This window comes from Maribacter antarcticus DSM 21422 (assembly GCF_000621125.1).
Lineage (GTDB): Bacteria > Bacteroidota > Bacteroidia > Flavobacteriales > Flavobacteriaceae > Maribacter > Maribacter antarcticus.
Window position 1 is genome coordinate 662555 of sequence record NZ_KK211214.1, and the last position, 26329, is coordinate 688883.

Genomic DNA, 26329 nt, shown 5'->3' on the forward strand with positions numbered 1-26329 from the left:
AGATTAATCGATAGTTTTCATTTGTTTAGGGTTAAAAATGTATTAATGTTTTTTACTCTTATTATATTGATAATAATAGGATGACAAGTAAACTTGCCATAAGTAACTTAGATAACTTTCTAACACCACTACCGATTATTTTTTTCGCTCATAAGGTCTCATTTATTACATAAGTTTCATTTATTTGAATACGCCAGCTGGTAGCCTAATTTTGAATTTGACCTCTTGGTATTTCATGGGTTGTATGCTTGCATACAGATAGTTTATAATTAATGTTTTGGTTTCGACACATAATGCCAAATAGTGTTGAGGAGAAGTGCGTCCATTTAAATATACGTGTATTTTAAAAAGTCAGTTTTTCAATACCGAGTTCTTTACTACATTTAGCCTATGGAAAACTTAGAACACTTAAAGTACCCAATAGGACATTTTATCTGTCCTGAGCAAATAACCGTTTTACAAATTAAAGAATGGATTAAGGCGCTGGAAACTTTTCCTAAACGTTTGGAAGGAGTGGTGGGTGACTTGACTGAGTCACAACTAGAAACTCCATATAGGCAAGGCGGTTGGACAGTAAGACAACTAATTCATCATATTGCTGATAGTCACCACCACAGTTATACTAGGTTTAAATGGGCTTTGACAGAGGAAAACCCAATAATCAAAGCATATGAAGAAAAAAAATGGTCCGACCTTCTGGACGCACACACCGCTCCTACTAATATTTCATTGCACTACCTTAATGCTCTTCATTTAAAGCTAGTATTTCTTTTAAAAGGTTTGTCGGAAGAGCAGTTAACGAGTTCTTATGTGCATCCTGTAGATAATAGAAAAGTAAGCGTTGGAGAAAATATGGGTAAATATGCTTGGCATGGGAATCATCATTTGGCCCATATTCAAAACTTGATAAAAAGGGAAGGTTGGTGATAGGGAATACTTAAGGTATTCTTTTTATCATAATAAACATCGGTTTTTCCACTTTTATCGCTTGTTTGAATTTGATTTCAGTTGTGCTATGAATGTTAAATCCGTTTTTCTTATAGAAGTTAAGCGCTGGACCTTTTTGCATCGCAGCAAGCCAAAGCACCCTTTTTTCTGCTGCTTTGGCCCGTAACCATATAAACTGAAGTGCTTTAGTACCAATTCCTTCTCCGGAAGCATCTTTGATAATATAAATTTTGTCTAAATAAAGTGCTTCTTTTTTACTATAGGCTTCAAGTGGAGCATCCGTTATTAATTTTAGAATCCCAACGCATTCTTTGTTGCGATAAATTAAGAAAAGCTGTGTATTTATATCCCTAAATTCCTTCTTTACTATGGTTACTGTAAAGCTAGTTTGGATATAAGGTGCAGTATCGCCATGTGGCCATAAATGTAGATAATGCTGGTTGTATGCTTTTGTCCCTATCGTTATATAGGTATCAAAGGTTTCTGGTCTTAGGGGTTCAAAATAAACAATATCTTTCATAGTCAATGATGTCATTTCTCCCGCTTCTGGTTTGTATAACAGTATCTAAGTAGAAAAAATAGTGGTATAGTTTTAGAACTAGTAGTTGGTTTCGTTTAGATTAAAACTATTTAGCAATCAGTCTTAGTCGCTTTTCCATTTAATATTACAGCCAATACTTGGTTTCTGATGTTCTATTACAGGACTTTCTGCTAAAATCCCATCCATAGCTTTTCTTAAGTCTTCTCCTGTAAGGGCTGCACCATTACCAGGTCTGGAATCGTCTAGTTGCCCTCGGTACACTAATTTTAAGCGGTCATCAAAAAGATAAAAATCTGGAGTACATGATGCGTCGTAGGCTTTGGCTATCTCTTGGGTTTCATCATACAGATATGGGAACGTATAATCCTCCTCCTTTGCTTTTAATTTCATAAGTTTTGGACTGTCTTGAGGATAATTTATAATATCGTTACTGGAAATAGCAATAAATCCAAAGCCTTTGATTCTATACTCTTTTGCCATCTTAGAAATTTCTGGATTTACGTGGATTACAAACGGACAATGATTACAAATGAACATGATTACCGTACCCTTTGCTCCGGTCATTGTTTCTAGATCAAGGGTGTTTCCGCTTAATGTATCCAGTAAACTAAAATTTGGTGCAGCCGTACCCAAGGCTAGCATCTTACTTTTTGTTCTTGCCATACTATTAACTTTATTTGATAAAGTTAAGGGTATTTACAGTGCTATGGTAAATGGATAAAAATTAATTATTTTGTGCTACTCAGATTTTATTTCACTAATCACTGTTCAGGGTTTCAAAGCTTATTCGACCTTATTTAACAATAGAGTAAAGTATAGAATTAAGGCTGAAAGTAGTACCTTGGGAGCTCTTGAATACGTAAACGAGTTTCGAAATAGCTTAGTCGTGGGAGGCGAACGTGTTAAAATTATATTTTTTGACTGATACTCTTTTAGATAACATACACATAAATTATAATGGGGAGGCGCTATGGGCTATGAATGTTGTGCTCGCATTTGTCATGTTTGGTATTGCATTGGAAATTTCGATAGGCGACTTTAAAGAGTTATGGTCAAAGCCCAAACCTGTTTTAGTTGGAGTTTTGAGTCAGTTTTTGGTACTGCCCGCGTTAACGTTTTTTCTCGTTTGGTTTATAGATCCGTATCCTAGTATAGCATTGGGAATGTTTATGGTAGCAGCCTGTCCAGGAGGTAATATCTCTAACTTTATTTCGCATTTGGCCGGAGGAAACACTGCGCTTTCCGTGTGTCTTACTGCAATCGCCACATTACTTGCTGTAGTGATGACTCCTTTAAATCTACAACTTTGGGGTTCTTTCTATGGGCCTACAGCTGCTATTTTGAAGGACGTCGCCATTTCTCCATTCCAGATGGTGAAATTAGTAAGCCTACTGTTAGGGATTCCCTTAGTTTTGGGCATGATGGTAAATTATTTAAAACCTATTCTTGCTCTGAAAATAGCAAAAGTCTTAAAGGTGGTTTCTTTGTTATTCTTTATTACTTTGGTGTTTTTAGCCTTGTTTAATAATAGAGCGGTATTTTTAGATTATATAGTTTATGTATTTTGGATAGTACTTATTCATAACCTATTGGCATTTTTTACCGGTTTTTCACTATCGAAGGTCTTTGGCTTAAATACCTCGAACACTAGGTCGATTACTATAGAAACTGGGATTCAGAATTCCGGTTTGGGATTACTGCTCATATTTACTTTTTTTGATGGTCTTGGTGGTATGGCACTTTTAGCTGCATTTTGGGGAATATGGCATATTGTATCGGGCTTGTTGTTAGCCACCTTCTGGAATGCTAAATCGGTAAATACCGAAAAAATAGCTTAAATCTATGTTGTATTGGGTACTTAAAAATAGCATTCATTTTGGGCTGTTTTGCTATCACAGAAAAATAAAGGTTCATGGGCTTGAAAATGTACCTAAAAACAAACCGGTACTTTTTTTACCTAACCACCAAAATGCTTTAATAGATGTGCTGTTGGTTGGTGTACATTGTAATAGAAAACCATATTTTTTAGCTCGTTCAGATGTTTTTAGGGGATGGGTCTTAAATACACTTTTCAATTATGTAAGAATGATACCTATCTATCGTGTTCGTGATGGAAGGAATACCTTATCCAAGAATAGTGCGGTTTTTGATAGTTGTGCTCATTTTTTAAGTAGTGGGGAGGCTATAGTCATGTTTCCTGAAGGGAATCACAACCTTAAACGAAGAGTGCGGCCTTTAAGTAAGGGTTTTACTAGGGTACTGTTTCGTGCCTTAGAACAATTTCCGGAGTTGGATATTCAGCTCGTACCCGTTGGATTCAATTATGAGGATGCAGAAAAATTCCTCGATTCAGCTACACTCTGTTATGGCAAACCTATATCAGTACAGGCATTGTATGATAAAGAAGATGCAAAAGGCTCTGTAGTTAGAATAAAAGAGGCTGTAACCGTACGCTTAAAAACACTTACTACGCATATTTCACCTGAAGTACAATATACAGAAATTGCCAACTACCTTGAAACCCAAAAGGTCGATTTTTTAGATCCCGTAAAAGCTAATCGTTTGATAAAACAAGGAGTTAGCAGAACAAGCCCTGGTGCGGAGACGACTACGTTGAGTAGTAAGAAACGTTCTTTTTTCCAGATGATTTTCCTGTTCCTGAATCTTCCCGTAATACTATTTTGGAGATTGGTGGTAAAACCAAAGGTTCCTGAGGCGGAATTTATGGGTACTTTTCGTTTTGCAGTATCGTTTCTGGGTTTCTTCGCTTACTATATCATTTTGTTGACTGCGTTTATAGCGCTAGTAAACTTTTGGTGGGCCTTGGGTATTATCAGTTTTTTAGGGATATTCAATTTAAGTTATGTGAAATGGTCTCGTTTTAATTGATGCAAGGTGTCTTATCACGTAGTCATCTGTTTCGAGTTTATTACGAGTCTACTTGGTCTAGAAAAGAAGCATGTATGCTAATAACACCACTAGTCATGCTCCTAGATTTGGGACTGGGTTAATACCTGATTTGATTCATGTTTATCTTTAGGTTACCAATAATAACTTAGTTTCTGGTAGTACTTCAAATTATTTAAGGGTCAATTTAGCTGATGTGTGCCACATTAGAAACAGCTATTTTTAGAAACTGTCCGTAGTGCTTGAAAAGTGTCACTAGGTTTTTCTATCCATTGTTAGGATTATGATAAATTTTATTTATACAAAACATAACTAATATAAATAAAAATTAATAAACGTAATGTCTGACCTTAGTACACAAATTTAAGAATCGTGTTGTACGAAATTAGTTTAAAGACTATAGGATAGACGTGGTTCAAAACTGCTGTTTAATTTAAAAGAATATACCCTAAAGGTATTTTAAAAATGAACGAAAATATCAAATTCATAGAAGGTCATTTTAGTCCGGCCGAAGCGGCGGATGTACTTTTGTCCCTGCTCAACGATAAGATAAAGTTTCATACAGTAAAGGCACTTAATCTTCGACAGGGTGAAAAAGATTCAGTTTGTAGTTCTGTCGAACGTATTTCAAGCTTAAAGGAGGCGAAAAAACGCGTAGAGGAGCTCGTCGTTGTAGCCCACAAGAATGGTATGGAGCTCAAGATTGACAGTAGTATAGCTATTAACCTCGTAGCAATATCCAAGTCTTGAGTTTATCCGCTGTCTACATCCTTTTTTTCTATTAGAAAATACCCTTCTATTTTGACCAACCGCTATAACCAATCAAATTATATAACTAACGTGGAAAATTCTTTTCAAGGCATCAAAAATAAAAATCAGGCTAATACATCGGAAAGTAGTACCCCCAAAATAATATCTAGAATTATAACGACGCTTCTTTGGTTTCTGTTCGCGGCTAATATTGCTTGCTTATTCTTTTTTTTTCCTACTATTCCAGATTGGAAATATGAAAATATCTTTCGGGTTAATGGCTTCACTATTTTAATTTGGACCACGGTCACTTTTTTTGGCGCTTTGGTAAGTACTTATGCGAGCACCTATCTGAAAGGATTTAGATATCATACAAAATTTATGGTGCTTTGTCTGGTTTTTACCTTGGCCGTAATGCTTTTTGTAGCTTCGGAGCATGTAGCGCTATTGTTGTTTAGTTGGTTGCTGATGGCAATTATCATGTCCAGATTAATTGGCGTTGACGCGCAATGGGGTGAAGCGAGAGAGGCATCAAAATTCACGCTCAAATATTTCTTGACAGGTACCTTTTTTCTGACGGTTGGAGTTCTGTTGTTAGCCTTTCAAAGTGATATGTATACGGTAAGTGGAATTGTTTCTTCTATTGCCGAGCTACCAATTTATATTCTCTCCATAGCCGCAGTTTGTATCATTATTGCGGCCATCGTGCAGTCTGCCATATATCCTTTTCATCGTTGGTTACTTTCTGCTATGACGGCACCCACTCCTGCTTCTGCGCTTATGCATGCTGGCTTTGTTAACGGCGCAGGAATTTTATTGGCCCTCTTCTCTACAGTATTGTTCGCTACTAAAACCTTGGATTTATTGTTTGTTATAGGTGGTTTAACAGCTATAATAGCGCAGTTTACCAAGTTGTTACAAGTAAATATAAAGCAAAAATTGGCATGTTCTACTATTGCACAAATGGGCTTTATGATCATGCAGTGCGGTCTTGGATTTTTTAATGCCGCAGTGGCGCATCTTATTCTGCATGGGTTTTACAAGGCCTATCTATTTTTAGCTTCTGGAGAGGAAATAGCTCATTCTAGGCCCAAAAAGGCTATACATTTTAGAATAACTCCGCTACAAGCTATAGCAGTATTGGTTTTTGGTATGTGTGGAGCTGTTTTATTTGCGCAACTTACAGGAAAAGGAACCACGTTGGATAGTAGTATTTTCCTAACTTTAATCGTGGCGATTACAGTAGGGCAGACGACATATAATATAGTGAAGGAAAGCAGTTTGTCAATGATGCAGAAAATGTTTGTACCACCTGTTTTGTTTATTGCAGGTATAGGTTGCTACGCGCTCATGTACAATGGTGTAACAGTATTAATGGCTGATTTGCCTATGGTAGCTGTACCCCTTCCGCTTTCTGCAGTCCAAATTGTTTTTGGTGTGATTTTCCTTATTGGTTTTTTTATTATGAAATTGGAAGTGTACCGCAATATTCCTTGGATTTACGTCAAACTCATGAATATATCACAGCCCTATAAAAAATCGATTTTATTTTATAAATCTAAATCGTAATGATGCCACAAGACATCTTGAAAAGTATTGACGAAGCATCCAAAGTAATTGGAAAAACGTGGCCTTTGTACTCCTTTGTAACCTCCAATCCCTTATCGGGCTATGAGCAAACAGATTTTAAAACGGCGGTAGAGAGGGCCGGCTCACTTTTAACTACTAATTTGTTTCCCGAAACAGCCCTTTTTAGGCAAGCTTGGGAGCAAGGTGAAATTTGGGACGTGGTATTAAAGGAGCTTTTGAGAGAAAGCGGTTATACGGAAGTACCGGAATTCTATTTACGGCAAATGGAATCCCATAAAGAAATTATAGGGAAGAATAAAAATCATATCCTAGATGGTATGATGGCAAAGTGGCTCTCTGTCTTTATGGACGAGGGTTTAGCAGAATGGGAAATGCCAGGTAAGGAAGCTGGTTTTTATATAGCATGGCGTCAACTAGCTGCATACGACCAAGAACTTGGAATACATTCGGTAAAAGATATACCAAAGAGCAGTGGCGAGGCCTTACAGCAGGTTTTAAAAGGGCAGAGGGAAGCCGATTATGTAGACATTTTCACATATCACTTGGCATCCCTACCTGGTTGGACTGGTTATATCAATTATCGTTCGGAATCCAACTCCCTTTGGCAGCAAGCCTATCCTATTACTATGGAGGATTATCTGGCGGTGCGTCTTTGGATAGCAAACCAATTAAACCTTAAAATTATTCCAGAAACCAATACTGATGATAGTTCGAGTGAGTTGCTTACCATACAGTATATCTGGTTAAAGGCATGGGAAAGTACTTGGCAGCAGCAGTTGGTGCGATCGTTCGCGCAACAAAAAGCTACGCGGACCAATAATAAAAGTGGCAACAAAGCCCCAGATGCCCAAATGGTATTTTGTATCGATACCCGGTCAGAGCTTATACGAAGGCATGTGGAAACAAAAGGGAATTATGAGACATTTGGATATGCTGGCTTTTTTGGGATTGCAATGGATTACAGTAACTTAGATGACGGAATCAATCGAAAATCATGTCCTCCAATTGTTCCTTCGGCGTACCGTGTATACGAACTGCCCCAATCTAGAAAGAAAGAAAAGGTATTGACGTATAAGAGGAAGGTTGAGACAGCACAGTTTGGAGCTTATTTTTTAAAGCGTATGAAAAACATGCTACCGTCCGCTTTTGGTTTTGTAGAGGGGTCTGGTTTCTTTTATGGTTGTTATTTATTGATACGAACTTTGGTCCCTGGTCCGTATTATCGGTTTAAAAAGAAAAATACACCTTCTTATGAAGACATATGTACTCCTGAATTACTAAGTAATCAAAAGGTTGAAACCATACCACTGCATATTCCCTTAGAGGAAAAAGCAGGAATCGTTAAATCTGCTTTTGACCTCACTGGTTGGCAAGAATTTGCCCCTTTGATACTTTTTGTGGGTCATGGGAGCCATTCTGCGAATAATGCCTTTGCTTCTAGTTTGGATTGTGGCGCATGTGCTGCAAGTCCGGGTAGGCACAATGCACGTATGCTTGCCAGCCTAGCCAATGAAACCGAGGTGAGAAGCGTATTAGCAGAAAAGCATAAGGTACATATTCCTGATAGTACGGTATTTATTGGAGCGGAGCATAATACCACTACCGATGAGATTATGCTTTTTGATGTACACGTGCCTAGATCGCACCAGAAGCAATTGTCTGTGGTTAAATCCAACTTGGTACTTGCGCAACAGACGGCAACGCAAGATAGACTTGGGGTTGAGCAAAACAGTGTGAGGATGGCCGAGCGCAAGGCCAACCAATGGAGTGAAACGAGACCGGAATGGGGCTTGGCAAAAAATGCTGGTTTTATAGTAGGCCCCAGATGGCTTACCAAGAACGATAATTTAGATGGCCGATGCTTCTTACATTCCTATAATTGGAAATTGGACGAAACTGGTGCTGCCTTAGAAGGTATTATGCAAGGTCCTATGGTGGTTACGCAATGGATAAATAACCATTACTATTTCTCTATGGTAGCTAACGACACGTTTGGCGGAGGCTCTAAAATAACGCATAATATTACAGGTCGTTTTGGAGTGGTACAAGGTAATGGTGGAGACCTAAAAATGGGACTTCCGTTACAATCGCTACGTTCTTCAGATACGGAAATGTATCACAAGCCTTTGCGACTGTCGGTGCTTATACAAGCACCAAAGGCCCGAATAGAAGACATCTTGTCACGCAACGAAAATCTGCGTGCCCTTTTGGATAACGAGTGGATTTACTTAATGGTAATGAACCCCATGAAAGACGATAAGGTAGAAAAGTACCAAAAAGGGATGAGCTGGGTTCCGGTATTAGGTAGTTCTTTTACTAGCGCAAAAAAAGATGTAAAGGTAACGGCATAGGTTATTTAGAAAAAAGTCAGGTAAGATTATTTCTTTTGAGTGAATTATAAAAAGTCATTTGGTTTTTTTAAATTTCAACACGATGAATTATGTTTTACTCGATACGATGAAACACGCAATCTAGCAACAATTTAAAATTTCGTAGTATTAGAAAAATACAGCATACAAGAAGTAGCTAGGAACTATAATCATCGCCTAATACTGTTTGGTTTTATTGGTTCTCGATAGGATAATAGTATACAACGGGAATATACCAAGTTTTCCCTTAAGGCCTACGTACGCTATTTAACGCACCAGTATTCAAGATAAATCAATGGACCGAACTAGCCAGTATAGCCAGAACACTTGTTTTACCACAAGCGTATTCAAAGGGGTTTCCTGTGAATACTAGTTAAGATTTCTTTCTGCTTAGTGATTGTGTTGTAACACATGCACTAAGCAGAAAGAAACCTATAAATCAAGTACGGGATATTACGTAAGTTGTCTCTGCTTCAAAGAGAAAATTATAATACGTATCACATCATCTCCCCAAAGAAGATAGCGTTCATCAATAATTTATTGGTGCCGTACCAGAAGGCACGGAAGTTGGTGTTATCCGTAAACGCAATGACCTTTCCTCTGCCTAAACTTTGGGTTTGAAAAGGAACCGAATTTTTAAGCATCTCCAAGTTTTCTTCAGAAATATAACCACTCAACAAAGGGTTATTGCTATATGTGATAGGATTGTTATAGCTGTTTTTATTTGGCTTTATATATACATTAGTGTTACGGAATAGGGATATCTTATTATTTTTGTAACCAAAGTTGATAGGATGGGTACGGTCTACTGTTGCTTCAAAAATAGCACCTCCTGTAACTTGTGCTCCCCTAAAATCGTTCTTCTGCTCAAAGTTGATATTCTTTCCCACTAAAGTATCTTTCTTGAATTCTAGCTTCATAAATTCGTTTTTATTGAACCATTCAGCCATGTTACGGTACCCGATTAAGGTGCCTCCGTCTTTTACCCATTCTTTTAATTTCTCTGTATTTCCTTTGTTGATGGCGTTGCCGTAGGCACTGGGCAAGATAATGTCCGTATACTTACTAAGGTCTACTGAACTTAAATAGCTTAAATCTATCTTTGTAAGTTCCATACTGTAACGCGTATCGAACAAATGCCAGATCTCTCCTGCATCGTAGGAACGGATTCCGTCTCCAACGATAATTGCCACTTTCTGTTTTTTAATTGGATCAAAGTCATTGCTTCCTAAATCAATACCTTTTGTAAGGCCTGTGCCTACGCTAGTTACCGTTAAGTTACTTTCGGAAGCTACTTTTTGCATAAAATCGTGTAACTCTGTTGCGTTCAAATCTTGATTCTGTACAGGTATCATTATAGTTCCGTAGTCATAGGTTTTACCTTCAAGAGTAAAGGGAGACTTTCCCACTTTGGCTCGCAATCCTTTTTGTGTAATCGCATTAAGTGCTTTTGGCGTGTAGTATTCGTTCCATTCAAAAAGGTAAGCGTAGTTACTTTTGGCGCTTACAGAACCCGACATTGGAGGTAATTCTGTTATTTCTGGACCTGCGTTAGCTAACGAGGAAAGCTCCGCATAATCTACATTAAATGCCAAAGGAAAGGTCCAAGCAGATACGTCGTAGAAAAGGCTATCCTTAAAAGTTGTGCGTTTTTCGAACATTCCCTTAATCAACCTAGGATTTTTCTGGTTCATCGGAACTACGTAGCTCTTTCCTGTGGTATAGGACTTTCCGCTAATAGTAGCATCGTTTGCCAATTCATGAAACTTTATTTTATGACGCTGTAAGATTTCAGCTAAGTGCCAAGCTTTTGCGCCGTCCTTACTATCACCGAAAACGATACCTTTAACTTTACTTCTAGAAGCTTCCGCCTTAATATCTTGAAAATATTTTTGCTGATAGTTTAAGATTTTTTCCCGCATGTTATTTGCGGCTTCAATAGTAGAAAGTGCCGTAGTAAACTGATTGCGAATCGTAAAGGGGAACGTTAATAGTCCATTTTCGCTCTCTTGTATATGTCCTCTGGAACTTCCTTGCTCAAATAGAATACCTATACTACCGTTCACATCTGGGAAGGTAGATCCTTTGCCGTAGTAATAATCGTCATACCCTTCTTCGGAATAGTATAAGGAGCCTATTTTATCCAAAGCTTTGGCGTGATACGTGCCTATTTCACGGGTAAGTTCTTGGTTCATGTCCGGTGTAAGCGGATGGGTTCTCATGGCTTCTCCTGGTTGAAAGAAAAAAGTAGAATTTGTTCCCATTTCATGATGGTCCGTTAAAATATTAGGCATCCACTTGTGAAAGCTTTCGATACGCGCTCTGCTTTCAGGCAGTTGTACGGGTAGCCAATCACGATTCATATCAAACCAATAATGGTTTGTTCTTCCGCCTGGCCATACTTCATTGTATTCCCGCTCGTTGTTGTCAGCCACTAGGTTGATACTTTTGTTGGTATTGGCCCAATACGCAAAGCGTTGCAGTCCATCTGGATTGAAGGATGGGTCCAATAAGATCACCATGTTATCGAGCATTGCCTCAATTTTAGGCCCTTGTGCTGCCGCTAAATAATACGCATAGGCTAGCGATGCATTAGATCCACTTGGTTCGTTGCCATGTATAGAAAAACCTTGGTATACCACTACTGGCATCGAAGCAGTATTTGTAGCTGTTCCGCTTTCGGTAAGCGCAACATGATCAGTTCTTATTTGTTCTATATTCTGAAGGTTTTTTGGAGTGGTAACCGTAAGCAAGAGAATGGGTCTGCCCTCAAAGGTTTCACCACGGTTTTCTATATGCATCCGGTCGCTAGACTTGGCCAAAGCCTGCATGTAGAACATAAGTTTATCATGCGTTACGTGCCATTCTCCAACTTCGTGCCCAATAATATCTTTGGGCGTTGGAATGGATGCATCATAGGAAATATCCTGAGGCAGGTAATAACTTAAATCTAATTTTTCCTGTGCATAGGATATAAAGGAAACAAAGAGTAAAACGGATAGTAGTAGTTTTTTCATAGTATCGATTTATTTAGCTTGGGTATAAAAATAAAAAACGACCCTCAATTATAAGGGCCGTTATCAATATATTTAATACAAATGATGTTAAATATCGTCGAAACTAACATCTGTAAAATTACCGCGGGGTGTTTCCTCAACATCGGTCACTGTTTCGTCCTCTTCTTTTTTGAAATCTTTTTGATGTCTTTCCGATATGACCTCGGCACCTTTTTCTTTAATTATAAAGTCCATCATCTCTTCAACATTCTCCTTAAAAGCATCGAAATCTTCTTTGTAGAGATATATTTTATGTTTTTTGTAATGGAAAGAGCCATCGTCATGGGTGAATTTTTTACTCTCGGTAATCGTCAAATAATAATCGCCGGCCTTCGTGCTTCTTACATCAAAAAAATAGGTTCTTCTTCCTGCCCTTAAAACTTTGGAATGAATTTCCTCTTGGTCCATTAAATCTTTATCGCTCATTTCTCTATGGTTGTAAAGTGTTCTGTACTACCAAAAATGAAAAAAAAAAAGCTATCAGGCAACAATTTTCTAGTTTTCTTTTTCTGAAAGTTGGTTCTGGTAAAGGGACTTATAATAGCCTTCTGTGGTGTTTAGTTCCTCGTGAGTGCCTTGCTGTACTAATTTTCCGTTTTCCAATATTAGAATTTTATCCGCATTTTTTGCGGAAGAGACCCTATGACTTACAATCAAGGTAGTCTTATTGTTCGATGCCTTTTTTAGATTGGAAAGTATTTCTTCTTCTGTCTCCGTATCTACAGCAGATAGGCAATCGTCAAACAAATATATGTCAGGATTCTTCATTAATGCCCTTGCTATGGATACTCGTTGTTTTTGTCCTCCGCTTAATGTGATGCCTCTTTCTCCAAGCACGGTTTCATATTGTTTTGAGAATCCAATGATGTTATCATGTACAACAGCTTCTTTAGCTATGGAGATGATTTCCTCGTCCGACGCATCGTACTTGCCAAATTTAATGTTGTTCTTGATGGTGTCCGAAAATAGAAAAGCATCTTGGGGTACGGCTCCTATCGATTTTCTTAAGTCGTTTAGGTTTATGTTCTTAATAGGTTCATCATCAATAAAAATTTCTCCCGATGTTACATCGTATAATCGGGTAACCAAATCTAGTATCGTGGATTTTCCAGAGCCAGTCTTTCCGAGTATGGCCACAGTTTCTCCTCGGTTTATTGTAAAAGAGAGATTTTTTAATGCATCTATTTCGGTATCTTCATACGTGAAATTAACATTTTTAAATTCTATTTTTCCTTGGATTTTATGTGATTGGGACACGCTGTTTTCTAGTTCTGGCTTTTCGTTCAGGAATTCATTAATTCTTTTTTGACTTGCCTCTGCTCGCTGAACAATAGACGTTAGCCAACCTACAATAGCTACGGGCCAGGTCAGCATGTTTACATAAAGGATAAACTCAGCAATAAGACCAATACCTATTTCCCCGTTGATGTATTGCATGCCACCGATATAGATAACTAATATGTTACTAATACCGATAAGCAAGACCATTAACGGAAAAAACCAAGCATTCACTTTGGCCAAGCTCATGCTCTTATCTTTGCCTTCGATAGCTAATTGAGTTAATTCTCTGTTGGTTTGAGATTCTAGTGCATAGGCTTTAATTACCGAAACCCCAGAGAATATTTCCTGCGTGAATGTAGACAACGTGGAAAGGTATTCTTGGACTACGGTACTCCGTTTATGTATGATTTTACTGATATTGTAAATAAGTACGGATAAAATAGGTAGCGGCAATAAAGTATAAGCTGCTAGGGTAGGTGCTTTAATAAACATTAAGGGTATAAGACAGGCAAAAAGTGTTAAGGTCTGTATGCCATACATTATGGCTGGTCCTGCATATAAACGTACCTGATTTACATCCTCGCTTATTCGATTCATTAAATCCCCAGTTCTATTCTTTTTGTAAAAGTTAAGGCTTAAGATTTGATAGTGCTCAAAAATCTCATTTTTAAGGTCGTATTCTATATAGCGGGAAATATTAATGACGGTCTGCCGCATTAGAAAAGTGAAAAACCCCGAGAGTAATGCTGCACCTACAATAATTAATATAAATAGTGTCAACTGTTCTCTTGCAGTTTCCTTTACGATATCAGCATTAATGTATGACTCTACTACAGTAATTGTCTTATTTACATAAGATGGCAAAATCAATTGGAAAAGCCTTGCGAAAATGGTAATCACAATCCCGATTAACAGTTTAAGCCAGTATTTTTTGAAGTATTTGTTGAGGTGCTTCAGTTCCTTCATCGGGAAAATTAAATGGAGATTGTAAATCTTATATTTACCAAAGATAGGTTTTTGACCTAGATTTTATTGTTATAAAATAGCTAAGAATAAATACGATTGCTTTTGCGGTACTTTAAATAGATGCGTACTTTTGCCGCTTCGAGTTTAAATCTTAAAAAGTTCTTTCAAATGCTTACAAGAAGGCATATCAGGGTAAAGGTAATGCAATGCATCTACGCGCTGATTCAATCCAAGGATGATTCCTTGCAAAAACAGGAAAAGTTTTTAAAAGTAAGTATAGAGAATACCTACACCTTATATCTTGTATGGTTAAGTCTGTTCTTAGAAATACAGCAAAAAGCATCCGAGCAACATACCCTATCTTCAAAAAAATACATTGCCGACGCTGAAAACGGCCATGTGGACAAAGCGAGGTTTGTTAACAATGGCCTTTTGCTGCAATTGAAAAACAATCAACTTTTAAAAGAAGCGTTGTCCAATAGAAAATTGGATAATTGGTATTTAAACGAAGAGTATGTAAAGCTAATTTATAAGGAGATAATCGAGAGTACTATTTATGACGATTATATGAAGCAACCACAGACTAGTTTCGCTAAAGATAAGCAGTTGGTCATGGGTTTATTTAAGGAAATAATAGCACCCAACGAAAAGATTTATGAATATTTTGAGGACGATAAGCTGACTTGGATAGATGATATCCCTATTGTTAATACTTTTATTTTAAAACAGTTTAAGAAAGTAACGGAGGAACATAACGAATCCTTTTTCCTTCCAAAGCTATTAAAGGATCAGGAAGATATGGTTTTTGCAAACGACCTACTAAGCAAAACCTTGTTGAAGAATGCTGACTTAGGGAAAGAGATAGAGGGCAAGACCCCTAATTGGGACAAAGACCGTATTGCAGATATTGATAGTATTTTGTTAAAGATGGCCATTTGTGAGTTGCTCCACTTTTCATCTATTCCTGAACGCGTTACCATAAACGAGTATCTAGAAATCGCAAAAGAGTATTCCACGCCCAAGAGTAGTATTTTTATTAATGGTATTTTAGATAAATTAACTAAGGAATATAGAGCAGAAGGAAAGCTTAACAAAATGGGTAGGGGTTTGTTATGAAATAATTTTATAATTTTACGTTTAATATAATAACAAATAGTTTAAATCATGAGAAAAATAGTTTTAGCCATAAGTATGGTATCGTTATTGGCATTTACTTCCTGTAAGGAAAATGCTTCTGAAAAAATTAAAACGGATAACGTGGTTCAGGCCGCAGTTAGAGATGAGGCTGCCAAAGCTGTTCCAGTAATGTCCTTTGATAAGGCTGAACACGATTTTGGTGCTATTGAGCAAGGAGCTGCCCAAGAAACTGCCTTTAAATTTACGAACACAGGGAATGCCCCTTTAATAATTACGGATGCTAAAAGCAGCTGTGGTTGTACTGTACCTAACCCACCAAAAGGAGCAATCGCTCCAGGAGAGTCTAGCGAATTATTGGTAAAGTTCAATGGAGCTGGTCAAAATCAAATTACAAAAACCATTACGGTTACTGCCAATACGGAGAAAGGTTCTGAGATTTTGAGAATAAAAGCCTTTGTAAATCCTAAAGGTGCTGCTCCATTAGGACCGGTAAAATAATTTAAAATAAACACCAATAATGGGCGATATAGGACAGTTTCTTCCGATGATATTGATTTTTGTGGTAGCGTATTTTTTTATGATACGACCACAAATGAAGCGACAAAAAGACGAGAAGAAGTTTTCGGCAGAATTAAAACGTGGTGATCGTGTCATCACGAAAAGTGGACTGCACGGAAAAGTGGTAGATATAAACGATAAAGACCTTTCATGTGTTTTAGAGACCATGGCGGGAAAATTAAAGTTTGATAGGTCTGCTATTTCTATGGAGATGAGTAAGAAATTATCAGTTCCAGCGCTGGAGAAGAAATAATGCATAGTACCATACAATTAAAAGCACCAATAGCGATATTGGTGCTTTTTTATTGGTAGAAACTTGTATCTTGAGGACATAAAACAATTGAGTATGGCTTTGGATAGAAGGGGGTTTTTAAGAAAGGGAACGGCAGGACTAGCCGTAACAGGAGCATCATTTTTACTTCCGATGGAACTTTTGGCAGCAATAAGGAGAAAAGTAGGCCCTAACGACACCATAAATATAGGTCTTATCGGATGCAAGGGTATGGGGTTCTCAGACCTTGTTTCCATACTAAAGATGGGCGACACTAATGTCATTGCATTATGCGACGTAGATGAGAATGTATTACAGGCCAGAACTATAGATTTAGAAAAGGCAGGTATCAAAAAACCGAAATGGTATAAGGACTATCGTCGTCTTCTAGAAAATAAGGATATTGATGTGGTGGTTATTGGTACTCCTGATCATTGGCATTGCCTTCAATTGACAGATGCGCTCCAAGCCGGCAAAGATGTGTATTGTGAGAAACCTATTGCGAATTCTATCCAAGAGGCGAATATTATGCTAAACTATGTGCAATCTAGTGACCGTATGGTGCAAATAGGTCAATGGCAAAGAAGCCAGCCTCACTTTGTTGATGCTATTAATTTCGTACATTCCGGTCAATTAGGGGAAATAAGATTAGCAAAGGCTTGGGCATACCAAGGATGGATGAAACCTGTACCTATAGTGGCTGATAGTGGAGTGCCAAAAGGTGTAGATTATGATATGTGGCTTGGCCCTGCCCCAAAACGCGACTTTAACGTCAATAGATTTCATTTTAATTTCAGATGGTTTTGGGACTATGCTGGCGGTTTAATGACCGACTGGGGTGTGCACCTTATAGATTATGCGCTTTATGGTATGAAAGCGGGCACTCCTAAATCTGTAATGGCCTTGGGTGGGAAATTTGCCTATCCAGATGATGCTTCTGAAACACCTGATACTTTACAAACCGTGTATGAATATGATGGTTTTTCTATACTCTGGGAACATGCCACAGGAATAGACGGTGGTAATTATGGACGTAATCACGGTATAGCCTTTATAGGAAATAACGGCACCTTGGTCTTGGATAGGCAAGGTTGGGAAGTTATACCCGAAAAAGAATTTCAAGGGTGGGACAAGGAAGGCATACCAAAAACGGAAGCTGTTTCTTTTGATAAAGGTACCCAAAGTGGTTTGGACCTGCACACTGCCAATTTTATAAATTCGGTAAAGAGCAGGGATGCTTCTACGTTAAACGCTCCTATAAAAGTAGGATACGATGCAGCCCTAGTTTCACATATGGGGAACGTAGCCTTTAAAACAGGTGATAGGATTTACTGGGACGAAGCTACGGGGCTGTTTAAGAGCGAAGCCGCTAATGAATTAATAAAGGCCAATTATCATAACGACTGGAAACTTCCTATGCTATAGTGCTAAAAACTCCTTTGTTATCAGCGATATGTATCGTTTAAACCTTTGTTCTTTAGCGTCAGCGAGTAGTTTTTTGTAGTCGTATTTGTTTTCCCCTGTTTTGCTGAGGTTATACAATCTGCATATTTCTTTTTTTTACAGGGAGTAAAGCTATAAAAAACCTTGTTTAGATTAGAATCTGATTCACCCATATGTATATAAGGTTTGCATTGCCTTGCAGTATGATGGGTAAAGATTTAAGTAAGCTTCTTTGCAAAATGCTGTGCTTCTTTCACCGAATCAAAAGAGAAGGTTTCGTCCATTTGGATGTTAGGATTCACTTTTACAATAAATTCGATTTTAGCTTTGCTAATTTGATAGGAGTCAAGGCTATGTTCTTGTGCGACTTTCCTGTTATTTCTACAATCCTCGAAAATATTTTTGAGTACTTCTGTTTTTTCTTTTCCAAGACTATTTAGTTGCTGTAAGCTCACAAATTTTAACGATAACCTCGGTTGCTTTTTGCATACTTTCTACTGGTAGGTATTCATATTTTCCATGAAAATTATGTCCGCCTGCAAATATATTTGGACATGGTAGCCCCATAAAACTCAGTTGGGAACCGTCCGTTCCACCTCTAATAGGTTTTATGTTCGGCACTATCCCTAGCTGCTCCATAGCTTCTTTTGCTATTTCTACAATATGCATTACAGGAGTAATTTTTTCTTTCATATTGTAGTATTGGTCATTGAGTTCTAATTGGATGCAATCTCCATGTTTTGCTTTCAGGGTATCGGTAATTTTAATCAAAAGGGACTTTCGCTGTTCAAATTTTTCGGTGTTGTGATCTCGTACAATCAGTTCCAAGATGGTTTCTTCAATACGGCCATCCATCCGGTGAACATGAAAAAAACCTTCTCGGTCAGTCGTGGTTTCTGGAGTTTCGTTTTTAGGGAGCATAGAAATGAATGCATTTCCGATACCTAGGGAATTCACTAGTTTTCCTTTAGCATATCCTGGATGCACACTTTTGCCAACAATCGTAATCTTGGCACTTGCGGCGTTAAAATTCTCGTACTCCAATTCTCCAATCTGACTACCGTCCATAGTATAGGCCCATTCCGCTCCAAAACTTGTCACATCAAATTTATGAGCACCACGACCAATTTCTTCATCGGGAGTAAAACCTATTCTTATTTTTCCGTGTTTAATTTCAGGATGCTGTATCAGGTATTCCATGGCTGTAATTATTTCCGTAATGCCGGCTTTGTCATCCGCTCCTAAAAGGGTAGTGCCATCGGTGGTAATTATAGTTTGCCCTTTATATTGCAATAAGTCCTCAAAATAAGCAGGAGAAAGCACAATGTTTTCCTTGGCATTTAATATAATGTCATTACCATCATAATTAGCTATGATTTGTGGGTTTACATTAGTACCTGAAAAGTCCGGAGTCGTATCAAAATGAGAAATAAAACCGATAGTGGGCACAGCATGCGCTACGTTACTAGGCAGGGTTGCCATAATGTATGCGTTCTCGTCAATACTTACCTCTTTCATGCCTATTTGTTTTAGCTCATCAACTAATTTATTTGCTAAATCCCACTGTTTTAACGTGCTAGGGGTTGTGTTGGATGTTGGGTCGCTTTGCGTGTCAATGGTCACATAGCTTAGGAATCTATCGATTATATGTTGCATGAAATCATGTTTTAATCAAAAATAGCCTTAAAAATCGTAATTTCGCCACGTTATAACGTTACCTGTTTTATGCGTAGATATTCGACTGCTTTTTTCGTGACGGTTCTTTTTTCTATTTTGAGTTCTAAATGCTTCGCACAAGCAGATTGTATCTTGGGTGTAGGCGTTACGGTGGACTCTGCGCTAGTTAGCGTTTTTCAGTTAAATGCTTCACAGATAGATAGATTGACAAGTTATAGCGAAGAGGTAAAGTATAGGCAAGGTATTTTAGATAATAAATTGGAGAACATACAAAAGAGAAACCCTCAAAGTAACGTCTTGGAACTATCTAAATTAGCAACGGATTATAACATTATTATGGATAGTATGGCCTTGGTTCAAACTATGATAGATAAAAGGCTGTTGGCACTTTTTAATGAAAAGCAATATACCTTATATAGAAATTTATGTAGAGAGGCATCAAGGTCACCCTTATTAGTTGTGCCTTTGGTGTATAAGGATAGTCTACATTAGAAAAAACAATCATCTTTCCATGATAAATTACCAGATGGGAATTAAATAGTATCCTTTACAGTTTGTATTTTTGTCCTAAATTTAATAACACCCATGTATAAGTTTATCTTTCGTCCTATACTTTTTCTGTTTGACCCTGAATGGGTGCACCATATTTCTTTTTCCTCCATACAGTTTTTCTCGAAATTAGGGTTCTCTAGTCTTTTTCGATTTTTATTTGTTCTGGAAGATAAACGTTTGGAAAAAGAGGTGTTTGGACTAAAGTTCAAAAATCCTGTGGGACTAGCGGCAGGTTTTGATAAGAATGCCTTACTATATAATGAACTTTCCGATTTTGGATTTGGTTTTGTGGAAATAGGAACCCTTACGCCAAAACCACAAGCTGGTAATCCTAAAAAACGATTATACAGGTTAAAAGCAGATAATGCTATTGTGAATCGAATGGGGTTTAATAATCTAGGTGTTTTTGATGCCGTAGAGCACTTAAAAAAGAAGCATAAAGTACTTATTGGAGGAAATATTGGAAAAAATAAGGTGACGCCAAACAAGGAAGCGGTGAAAGATTATTTAATTTGTTTTGACGCACTTTTTGACCATGTAGATTATTTTGTTGTAAACGTTAGTTCGCCCAATACTCCAGGATTACGTGAGTTGCAGGATAAAGAACCCTTAACGGCCTTGCTTAATGAATTGCAACTGGAGAACAATAAATATTCCCAAAAAAGAAACATAAAACGAAAACCTATTTTATTGAAAATTGCACCGGACCTCACCGATGACCAATTGCTTGATATCATTGAAATTATTGCTACTACCAAAATTGATGGTATTATAGCAACCAACACCACTATAGAACGTAAGAACCTAAAATCCCATGCTATTTTGTTGGAAGAAGCTGGCGGACTCAGTGGGCAACCATTAAAAGATAGAAGCACGGAAGTTATTCGGTTTTTAGCAGAAAAAAGCAATAAATCTTTTCCTATCATTGGTGTAGGCGGAATACATTCTGCTGAGGACGCATTAGAAAAATTAGAAGCTGGTGCAGATTTAATTCAACTTTGGACTGGTTTTGTTTATGAAGGACCTGGTTTGGTGAAGAAAATTAACAAGGCAATTTTAAATACGTAGGTACCGAGCAACTAGACCTTCTCAATTTTAAATTATATAAGAAATGAACGGTTATTAACCGTTCATTATAACCGGCTGAGAACACTATCCTTTTGTCCAATAATCCAGTACCAACACATCATCCAAATGCGGACCTAAAACATCTCCAAATGCTTTATGGGCTGGATGAGGTAAGTAAATAGCCCTATCCTCTTCACTTTTAAATGTCAGGAAAAAGCAGTGGGTAAGGCCCTTGTTAATGCCCTCGGGACTATTATTAGTACCCCACTCATATCCTGTTATTTGTGGGATTTTACTAGGTAGGGCACTAAAAGCCGCCTCTACTTCTTTTATGTCTTCTTTAGCAGTGCTGTCCTTGAATTTAAATAGTACTACATGCCGTAATACACTATCGTTTTCCATTACTATTTCTTTTTTAGGGGTTTCGCCGCCACAAGAGCTAAGCGATAAACTTACGACTACCAAAAGTCCTAAAAGAACGGAAAATACTATCTTTTTCATATCTGTATTTAAAATGATTTTAGGAAAGGTATTAAAAATAGTTGTATCCCTCTATAATTTGTACTTTTCCACTATAATTATAAACAGTTGAATTACGATATTCTTTTAACTTTCTCACTGGCTACGGCTGCTTTAGCACTTTCACCGGGTCCGGATAATATTTTTGTACTCATACAAAGTATAGCTCATGGGAAACGATATGGTTTTGCAACTATAGCTGGGCTCATGACGGGGTGTTTAGTCCATGCTACATTATTGGCGTTTGGCGTGTCTGCGGTCATCAAAGAAAATGATTCGTTTTTTTTCATTATAAAGCTCTTTGGAGCTATTTATCTTCTTTATTTAGCGGTCCAAGTTTTTCGGAGCGATGCCACTATCAGCCTTTCAAATGATGGGACGCCAAAGAAAAGTATAGGGCAGCTTTTTAGGCAGGGGTTTATGATGAACGTATTAAATCCAAAAGTGACAATTTTCTTTTTGGCTTTTTTCCCTGGTTTTTTATTTAGTGAAACGATGAGCACTGTCCTTCAATTCTATGTCTTGGGATTGCTCTTTATCGTAGTATCTTCCCTAATATTTGGAGCTATTGCCATACTTTCAGGGGTTATATCGGATAGGATTTTGAAAAATGAAAACGTAGGTATTATTCTGAAATGGTTGCAAATTATTGTGTTTGTAGGCATAGCAGTGTTTCTGTTTTTATCTGATAAATAATGGTAATTTCACGGAAGTAACCTCTACTTTGTATGCCTGAAAAAGTAAAAATAATTGAATGTCCACGGGATGCCATGCAAGGCATAAAACCTTTTATTCCTACTAAGGAGAAAGTTCGGTATATCCAAGCTTTATTGGGCTGTGGTTTTGATACCATTGATTTTGGAAGCTTCGTTTCGCCTAAGGCAATTCCTCAAATGATAGATACGGCAGAGGTATTGGCACAGCTAGATTTATCTAAAAGTAGTAGTAAATTACTGGCTATAGTGGCGAATGTTAGAGGTGCTTCGGATGCAGTAAAACATCCTGAAATTGATTATCTAGGCTTCCCTTTTTCTATATCAGAGAACTTTCAAATGCGAAATACGCACAAAACTATTACAGAGTCTGTGGCCTCCCTTCAAGAAATTTTTAATATTGCGGATGCTGCAAATAAAGAAGTGGTGACCTACATTTCCATGGGATTCGGCAACCCGTACGGAGATCCGTGGAACGTAGACATAGTAGGAGAGTGGACAGAAAAATTAGCTGGTATAGGCGCCAAAATCCTTTCCCTTTCTGATACGGTGGGTACTTCTGATTCGGCTACGATTGATTATCTTTTTTCCAATCTTATTCCCAATTATCCTCAGATAGAGTTCGGGGCGCATTTGCATACTACGCCTACCAAATGGCACGAAAAAGTGGATGCGGCTTATAAAGCAGGGTGCAGAAGATTCGACGGTGCTGTGCAAGGATTTGGGGGCTGCCCCATGGCAAAAGACGAACTAACGGGTAATATGCCTACGGAAAAAATGCTCTCCTACTTTACAGAGAACAAAACTGATTCAGGAGTCAACTGGTTGGTTTTTGAGGCAGCCTATAATAAGGCTTCTGAATTGTTTGGGAAGTATCATTAACGCACAAATGAACTAGGACGTTTTAACGTCAGACGTAGTACACTAAAATGGATGACCTAAGCTATTATTTTTAGCCAGGAAATAGTCTTATCCTCTGGTACTAGATGTCGCAGGCAGGTCTTTTCGTCCTACGTTAAACTGTTATGGTTGGAATAAACTGTAGCGAACTCAATAACAATCCATCTTCAATTGTTCCGTGCCTTCAAATTCGCTTAAAGGTTTGTTTAGATGGGCTTTTGAAATGGTATTCAGTACGTCCAACACCGCATTTTGCATGGCCAACGAACCGCAGATATAAATGCTTCCGCCCACTTGCAGGGTTTTTGAAATTAGGCTTTCGTTTTCCTGAACCAAGTACTGAACATATTGGTTTTTCTCTTCGCGCGAATAGGCGACATGCAGGCTGGTCAATTTATTTTTTTTACTTACCTCAGATAGTATTTCTTCGTAAAGTTTCAATGATTTTTTAGTACGTAATCCCAAGAAAAAGTGAACCGGATTTTCATTTTTGTTTTCGTGTAACATTCCTAAAAAGGGTGCTATTCCAGTGCCGTTGGCAATAAAAATAACGGGTTTTTCGTCTTTTGGAAAATGGAACTCGGTATTCTTTTTTATATGCAGCGCTATGGGTGCATGGAGTTCTAGAGTGCTCAACAAAGGCGAACAGACTCCAAATTTGTGTTTTTTTACACTCAACAATAGGTCATTGTCAATTTTAGCTATAGAATATAGGCGTTCTATTCCGTCATCGGGAATGATACCCGCCAAATCTCCCGATTGAAAACGAACCTGACTTTTTGGGCGTAACCGTACTAAAAAGGTGTCGTCTTCGTTTAGGATGGTGCGTTCCACGACCGTAAAGAATTTCATTTTTACGGATTTTTTTTTGATGGGTAAACTTTTTAACCGAAGGGAAACGCCCGTATGCTTGCTCCATTTTTTTGTCCAATCCGCAACCGCGCGTTCATCTTGATTATTGATTTTATAAAGCGGAAGCAATTCCTGAAAATGGCTATTTTTTTTGAGTAGCTCATCCACGGTTATTGCAAACGAGCAATAATCTGGGTAGAGCAAGGAACCAAAGCCCACCACGGAATAACTTAAATCACGAATGGGTTGTATACTTTTAAACAGTTTTTCGAAATTTCGAGCATTCGTTGTGGCCTCGCCTTCGCCATAAGTCGCTGTTAGAATAATCAGCTGCTCCGCTTTTTTGTAGGTTGAATACGTATTGAGTTCCGATACATAAACTGATTTCCCAGCCGTAATAAGTCCCTTTGCCAAGCGATATGCGAATTGAAACGTGCTGCCCGTTTCCGAGCCTACCAGAATAATATGGCTGGCCTCGTCTTTTTCCGTCTGTCGGGTGACGGATTTTGTTCCTTTCATACGTTTTCGCCACATTACAAATCCTGAATAGATAAAGTAGAGCATGGAAATACTTGCCAATAGCAATACTATGGACCATAGTATTGAGCCTTGTCCAGTATGTATCGCTAAGCTCCATCGGTTGGCGAGGGTGGTAAAGGGGTAGAAGACTTCACTTAGAATTTCGCCTGTATACTGGTGCACATAAAGTTCTTTGTCCTTAAGGGAAACCTCAAAATAATCCTCTGGCACCGCTGAAAATGGGAAATTTATTTTCCTGACGTTACTTAGCTTGATATTTTGAAAAAGTTCAAGTTTCGAAGGTTTAATGGTCATATCCACCCTCGTTTCGGGTGCTATTAGTTCATGGGTAACCGATGTTTTAGGAAGCAAGGAAAATTGTTCTGCGGAAAGATAGACTCCGGTGGCAGCGACGAGAATGATAGGTACGAAAAACCACCTGCCTAAAAGCACATGATAGCGCAGTTCCGGATAGTCTTTCTGTACCTTTGAGAATAGCTTTGTTAGTCCACCTTGGCGTTTGATGATTAACAGCAATCCCGTAACCGCCATTAAACATAGTAAAAAGGAAATCAAGCCTACAAAAAATCGACCGATACTCTTTAGGAATAGGGAGCGATGCAGATTGGTGGTCCATTGAAATAGCGCTGCTTGGGTTTCCGGTGTTCCTAGTTTTTTTGCTGTTTTAGGATGGATGTAAATAATCTCGCTATCACCTTTTTTGGTCACTACCGAAGCGACCAAAAAATCATCCGCATCAACCTCTAAGGAAAGCACTTCGTTATAGGAGGTTTCTAGCGCCTCAAAAGTTTCTGATAGTCTTACTTCCGCAAGATTAACGGGCGCGTAATGCTTTAACGCGCTTTGCATAGGAGCAAAGGCTAAAATGATGCCTGTAAGCGATGCGATAATCAAAAATAACGAAGAAGAGATAGCCAGCGTAAGATGACTATACCTCCATATTGAGATGGTCATTTTTTAAGTTCAAGTGTCAAGTTTAAATACAAAAGTCAAATACAAAAACTAGCTCAAGCCTGTCAGCCTTTGGAGGGTTCAAGTGTAAAAAAGTTAGCAGTAATCAGTTCAGAGTTATGAGGTTAAATTTTTTTATAGGTTTATGAGTTTTCGCGGTTTGAGAAAATATTTTTTCTACCGTCTACCGTCTACCGTCTACCGTCTACCGTCTACCGTCTACCGTCTGCCGTCTAATCATTGCGCAATCATCCGCACATACCGAATAAAACCGTTCCCTTCTTTTTTAGCTTTAAGGTTCTCTGTGGTCACCTCAAATTCCAAATCAGACGTATAGTATTCTTGATCCTCCACGGCCGATTCGAATCGTATGCTATATCCTTTATTAATCTTGGCCAAAGGAATTTTTAATACCGTCGTGCTACGTTCGCCTCCAGAAACCGTTGCACCTGTAACAGCATCTAGTTCAGGTCTTCGTATGCCGTAGACGTTTTTCCACCAATCCTCTATATCACGGTACCATTCATTGTCATCGCCTTGTACATATAGGGTGTCCTCGTATTCCCCATCCGCATTCAATAAAGACACAACAATATAAGCGCCCTCCCCGCTGTAGTTCGTCAACTGTATCATACACTTATAGTTAACGGTTTCTGTAGGCTGTAAAAAACCTACGGTACTGCATAGTACGACACTTAAAACAATTATTTTCTTAATCTTATTCTTCATTTTTAATATTT

24 protein-coding genes are annotated in these 26329 nt (G+C 38.1%); 14 read left to right on the forward strand and 10 right to left on the reverse strand.

All coding sequences use genetic code 11. The features are described from left to right. The first annotated feature begins 390 nt into the window (after positions 1–390). Positions 391–927 (forward strand): YfiT family bacillithiol transferase, encoded by a 537-nt coding sequence (locus tag Q360_RS0119400; RefSeq protein WP_027078567.1) that lies wholly within the window; start codon positions 391–393, stop codon positions 925–927. 10 nt (positions 928–937) lie between these two features. Here the strand turns inward: Q360_RS0119400 and Q360_RS0119405 are convergent, their stop codons facing one another. Both Q360_RS0119405 and Q360_RS0119410 read right to left on the reverse strand, forming a co-directional pair. Continuing rightward, on the reverse strand, positions 938–1468 hold the full coding sequence (locus tag Q360_RS0119405; RefSeq protein ID WP_169734677.1) for a GNAT family N-acetyltransferase: 531 nt from the start codon (positions 1466–1468) through the stop codon (positions 938–940). 123 nt (positions 1469–1591) lie between these two features. Then, complete coding sequence (locus Q360_RS0119410; protein ID WP_027078569.1) at positions 1592–2152, reverse strand: thioredoxin family protein; 561 nt, start codon at positions 2150–2152, stop codon at positions 1592–1594. A gap of 254 nt (positions 2153–2406) precedes the next feature. On the opposite strand from Q360_RS0119410, the gene Q360_RS0119415 reads away from it, so the two are divergent. The 5 genes from Q360_RS0119415 to Q360_RS0119435 all read left to right on the forward strand — a co-directional run bounded on the left by Q360_RS0119415 (position 2407) and on the right by Q360_RS0119435 (position 9087). Continuing rightward, on the forward strand, positions 2407–3327 hold the full coding sequence (locus tag Q360_RS0119415; protein WP_027078570.1) for a bile acid:sodium symporter family protein: 921 nt from the start codon (positions 2407–2409) through the stop codon (positions 3325–3327). Positions 3328–3331: 4 nt separating this feature from the next. Beyond that, positions 3332–4378, forward strand: coding sequence for a 1-acyl-sn-glycerol-3-phosphate acyltransferase (locus Q360_RS0119420; protein ID WP_051554814.1), 1047 nt, complete (start codon positions 3332–3334; stop codon positions 4376–4378). Between the two features lie 483 nt (positions 4379–4861). After that, the gene (locus tag Q360_RS0119425) at positions 4862–5146 is read left to right on the forward strand and encodes a hypothetical protein (RefSeq protein ID WP_027078572.1); all 285 of its coding nucleotides are present in this window, start codon (positions 4862–4864) and stop codon (positions 5144–5146) included. Positions 5147–5236: 90 nt separating this feature from the next. After that, complete coding sequence (locus Q360_RS0119430) at positions 5237–6715, forward strand: proton-conducting transporter transmembrane domain-containing protein (RefSeq protein ID WP_051554870.1); 1479 nt, start codon at positions 5237–5239, stop codon at positions 6713–6715. Further along, positions 6715–9087, forward strand: a complete 2373-nt coding sequence (locus Q360_RS0119435) for a DUF2309 domain-containing protein (protein WP_027078574.1) — start codon at positions 6715–6717, stop codon at positions 9085–9087. The genes Q360_RS0119430 and Q360_RS0119435 overlap by 1 nt, the downstream gene beginning before the upstream one ends. A 515-nt stretch (positions 9088–9602) precedes the next feature. Here Q360_RS0119435 and Q360_RS0119440 read toward each other — a convergent pair. The 3 genes from Q360_RS0119440 to Q360_RS0119450 form a co-directional block, all read right to left on the reverse strand. Next, the gene (locus Q360_RS0119440; RefSeq protein ID WP_027078575.1) at positions 9603–12122 is read right to left on the reverse strand and encodes a M14 family metallopeptidase; all 2520 of its coding nucleotides are present in this window, start codon (positions 12120–12122) and stop codon (positions 9603–9605) included. A gap of 87 nt (positions 12123–12209) precedes the next feature. Continuing rightward, positions 12210–12587 (reverse strand): PUR family DNA/RNA-binding protein, encoded by a 378-nt coding sequence (locus Q360_RS0119445; protein WP_027078576.1) that lies wholly within the window; start codon positions 12585–12587, stop codon positions 12210–12212. Positions 12588–12656: 69 nt separating this feature from the next. Continuing rightward, positions 12657–14408: an ABC transporter ATP-binding protein gene (locus tag Q360_RS0119450; protein ID WP_027078577.1), complete on the reverse strand. Its 1752-nt coding sequence runs from the start codon at positions 14406–14408 to the stop codon at positions 12657–12659. A gap of 168 nt (positions 14409–14576) precedes the next feature. Between Q360_RS0119450 and nusB the strand changes: the two genes are divergently transcribed. From nusB to Q360_RS0119470, 4 genes are all read left to right on the forward strand, one after another. Beyond that, a complete protein-coding gene (gene nusB / locus Q360_RS0119455; protein WP_027078578.1) occupies positions 14577–15524 on the forward strand; it encodes a transcription antitermination factor NusB in 948 nt (315 codons plus the stop codon). Between the two features lie 48 nt (positions 15525–15572). Further along, the gene (locus tag Q360_RS0119460; protein ID WP_027078579.1) at positions 15573–16043 is read left to right on the forward strand and encodes a DUF1573 domain-containing protein; all 471 of its coding nucleotides are present in this window, start codon (positions 15573–15575) and stop codon (positions 16041–16043) included. Between the two features lie 19 nt (positions 16044–16062). Then, complete coding sequence (gene yajC, locus Q360_RS0119465; RefSeq protein ID WP_027078580.1) at positions 16063–16356, forward strand: preprotein translocase subunit YajC; 294 nt, start codon at positions 16063–16065, stop codon at positions 16354–16356. Positions 16357–16449: 93 nt separating this feature from the next. Next, positions 16450–17799: a Gfo/Idh/MocA family protein gene (locus Q360_RS0119470; protein ID WP_027078581.1), complete on the forward strand. Its 1350-nt coding sequence runs from the start codon at positions 16450–16452 to the stop codon at positions 17797–17799. Positions 17800–18035: 236 nt separating this feature from the next. Here the strand turns inward: Q360_RS0119470 and Q360_RS0119480 are convergent, their stop codons facing one another. Then, complete coding sequence (locus Q360_RS0119480; RefSeq protein WP_027078582.1) at positions 18036–18272, reverse strand: hypothetical protein; 237 nt, start codon at positions 18270–18272, stop codon at positions 18036–18038. Then, positions 18250–19473, reverse strand: a complete 1224-nt coding sequence (pepT, locus tag Q360_RS0119485) for a peptidase T (protein ID WP_027078583.1) — start codon at positions 19471–19473, stop codon at positions 18250–18252. Before pepT ends, Q360_RS0119480 begins: the two co-directional genes overlap by 23 nt. 69 nt (positions 19474–19542) lie before the next feature. On the opposite strand from pepT, the gene Q360_RS0119490 reads away from it, so the two are divergent. Further along, entirely contained in the window at positions 19543–19986 is a 444-nt protein-coding gene (locus Q360_RS0119490) for a hypothetical protein (protein ID WP_027078584.1), read from the forward strand. A 93-nt stretch (positions 19987–20079) separates the two neighbouring features. Then, positions 20080–21114: a quinone-dependent dihydroorotate dehydrogenase gene (locus Q360_RS0119495; protein WP_027078585.1), complete on the forward strand. Its 1035-nt coding sequence runs from the start codon at positions 20080–20082 to the stop codon at positions 21112–21114. 84 nt (positions 21115–21198) lie between these two features. Here Q360_RS0119495 and Q360_RS0119500 read toward each other — a convergent pair whose 3' ends face one another. After that, complete coding sequence (locus Q360_RS0119500; protein WP_027078586.1) at positions 21199–21615, reverse strand: Dabb family protein; 417 nt, start codon at positions 21613–21615, stop codon at positions 21199–21201. 87 nt (positions 21616–21702) lie between these two features. On the opposite strand from Q360_RS0119500, the gene Q360_RS0119505 reads away from it, so the two are divergent. Then, the gene (locus Q360_RS0119505; RefSeq protein WP_027078587.1) at positions 21703–22329 is read left to right on the forward strand and encodes a LysE family translocator; all 627 of its coding nucleotides are present in this window, start codon (positions 21703–21705) and stop codon (positions 22327–22329) included. A gap of 32 nt (positions 22330–22361) precedes the next feature. Further along, positions 22362–23228, forward strand: a complete 867-nt coding sequence (locus Q360_RS0119510) for a hydroxymethylglutaryl-CoA lyase (RefSeq protein WP_027078588.1) — start codon at positions 22362–22364, stop codon at positions 23226–23228. Positions 23229–23396: 168 nt separating this feature from the next. On the opposite strand, the gene Q360_RS0119515 is transcribed toward Q360_RS0119510, so the two are convergent. Continuing rightward, positions 23397–25592, reverse strand: coding sequence for a PepSY domain-containing protein (locus tag Q360_RS0119515; protein WP_027078589.1), 2196 nt, complete (start codon positions 25590–25592; stop codon positions 23397–23399). Between the two features lie 234 nt (positions 25593–25826). Then, positions 25827–26318, reverse strand: a complete 492-nt coding sequence (locus Q360_RS0119520; RefSeq protein ID WP_027078590.1) for a DUF2271 domain-containing protein — start codon at positions 26316–26318, stop codon at positions 25827–25829. Between the last annotated feature and the right edge of the window lie 11 nt (positions 26319–26329).

Coding starts and splice junctions, on each gene's coding strand:
- Q360_RS0119460 (WP_027078579.1), top strand. CDS start 15,573: ATGAGAAAAATAGTTTTAGCCATAAGTATGGTATCGTTATTGGCATTT.
- Q360_RS0119470 (WP_027078581.1), top strand. CDS start 16,450: ATGGCTTTGGATAGAAGGGGGTTTTTAAGAAAGGGAACGGCAGGACTA.
- Q360_RS0119510 (WP_027078588.1), top strand. CDS start 22,362: ATGCCTGAAAAAGTAAAAATAATTGAATGTCCACGGGATGCCATGCAA.
- Q360_RS0119495 (WP_027078585.1), top strand. CDS start 20,080: ATGTATAAGTTTATCTTTCGTCCTATACTTTTTCTGTTTGACCCTGAA.
- Q360_RS0119500 (WP_027078586.1), bottom strand. CDS start 21,615: ATGAAAAAGATAGTATTTTCCGTTCTTTTAGGACTTTTGGTAGTCGTA.
- Q360_RS0119440 (WP_027078575.1), bottom strand. CDS start 12,122: ATGAAAAAACTACTACTATCCGTTTTACTCTTTGTTTCCTTTATATCC.
- pepT (WP_027078583.1), bottom strand. CDS start 19,473: ATGCAACATATAATCGATAGATTCCTAAGCTATGTGACCATTGACACG.
- Q360_RS0119520 (WP_027078590.1), bottom strand. CDS start 26,318: ATGAAGAATAAGATTAAGAAAATAATTGTTTTAAGTGTCGTACTATGC.
- Q360_RS0119435 (WP_027078574.1), top strand. CDS start 6,715: ATGATGCCACAAGACATCTTGAAAAGTATTGACGAAGCATCCAAAGTA.
- Q360_RS0119515 (WP_027078589.1), bottom strand. CDS start 25,592: ATGACCATCTCAATATGGAGGTATAGTCATCTTACGCTGGCTATCTCT.
- Q360_RS0119450 (WP_027078577.1), bottom strand. CDS start 14,408: ATGAAGGAACTGAAGCACCTCAACAAATACTTCAAAAAATACTGGCTT.
- Q360_RS0119405 (WP_169734677.1), bottom strand. CDS start 1,468: ATGAAAGATATTGTTTATTTTGAACCCCTAAGACCAGAAACCTTTGAT.
- yajC (WP_027078580.1), top strand. CDS start 16,063: ATGGGCGATATAGGACAGTTTCTTCCGATGATATTGATTTTTGTGGTA.
- Q360_RS0119420 (WP_051554814.1), top strand. CDS start 3,332: ATGTTGTATTGGGTACTTAAAAATAGCATTCATTTTGGGCTGTTTTGC.
- Q360_RS0119400 (WP_027078567.1), top strand. CDS start 391: ATGGAAAACTTAGAACACTTAAAGTACCCAATAGGACATTTTATCTGT.
- Q360_RS0119410 (WP_027078569.1), bottom strand. CDS start 2,152: ATGGCAAGAACAAAAAGTAAGATGCTAGCCTTGGGTACGGCTGCACCA.
- Q360_RS0119490 (WP_027078584.1), top strand. CDS start 19,543: ATGCGTAGATATTCGACTGCTTTTTTCGTGACGGTTCTTTTTTCTATT.
- nusB (WP_027078578.1), top strand. CDS start 14,577: ATGCTTACAAGAAGGCATATCAGGGTAAAGGTAATGCAATGCATCTAC.
- Q360_RS0119445 (WP_027078576.1), bottom strand. CDS start 12,587: ATGAGCGATAAAGATTTAATGGACCAAGAGGAAATTCATTCCAAAGTT.
- Q360_RS0119425 (WP_027078572.1), top strand. CDS start 4,862: ATGAACGAAAATATCAAATTCATAGAAGGTCATTTTAGTCCGGCCGAA.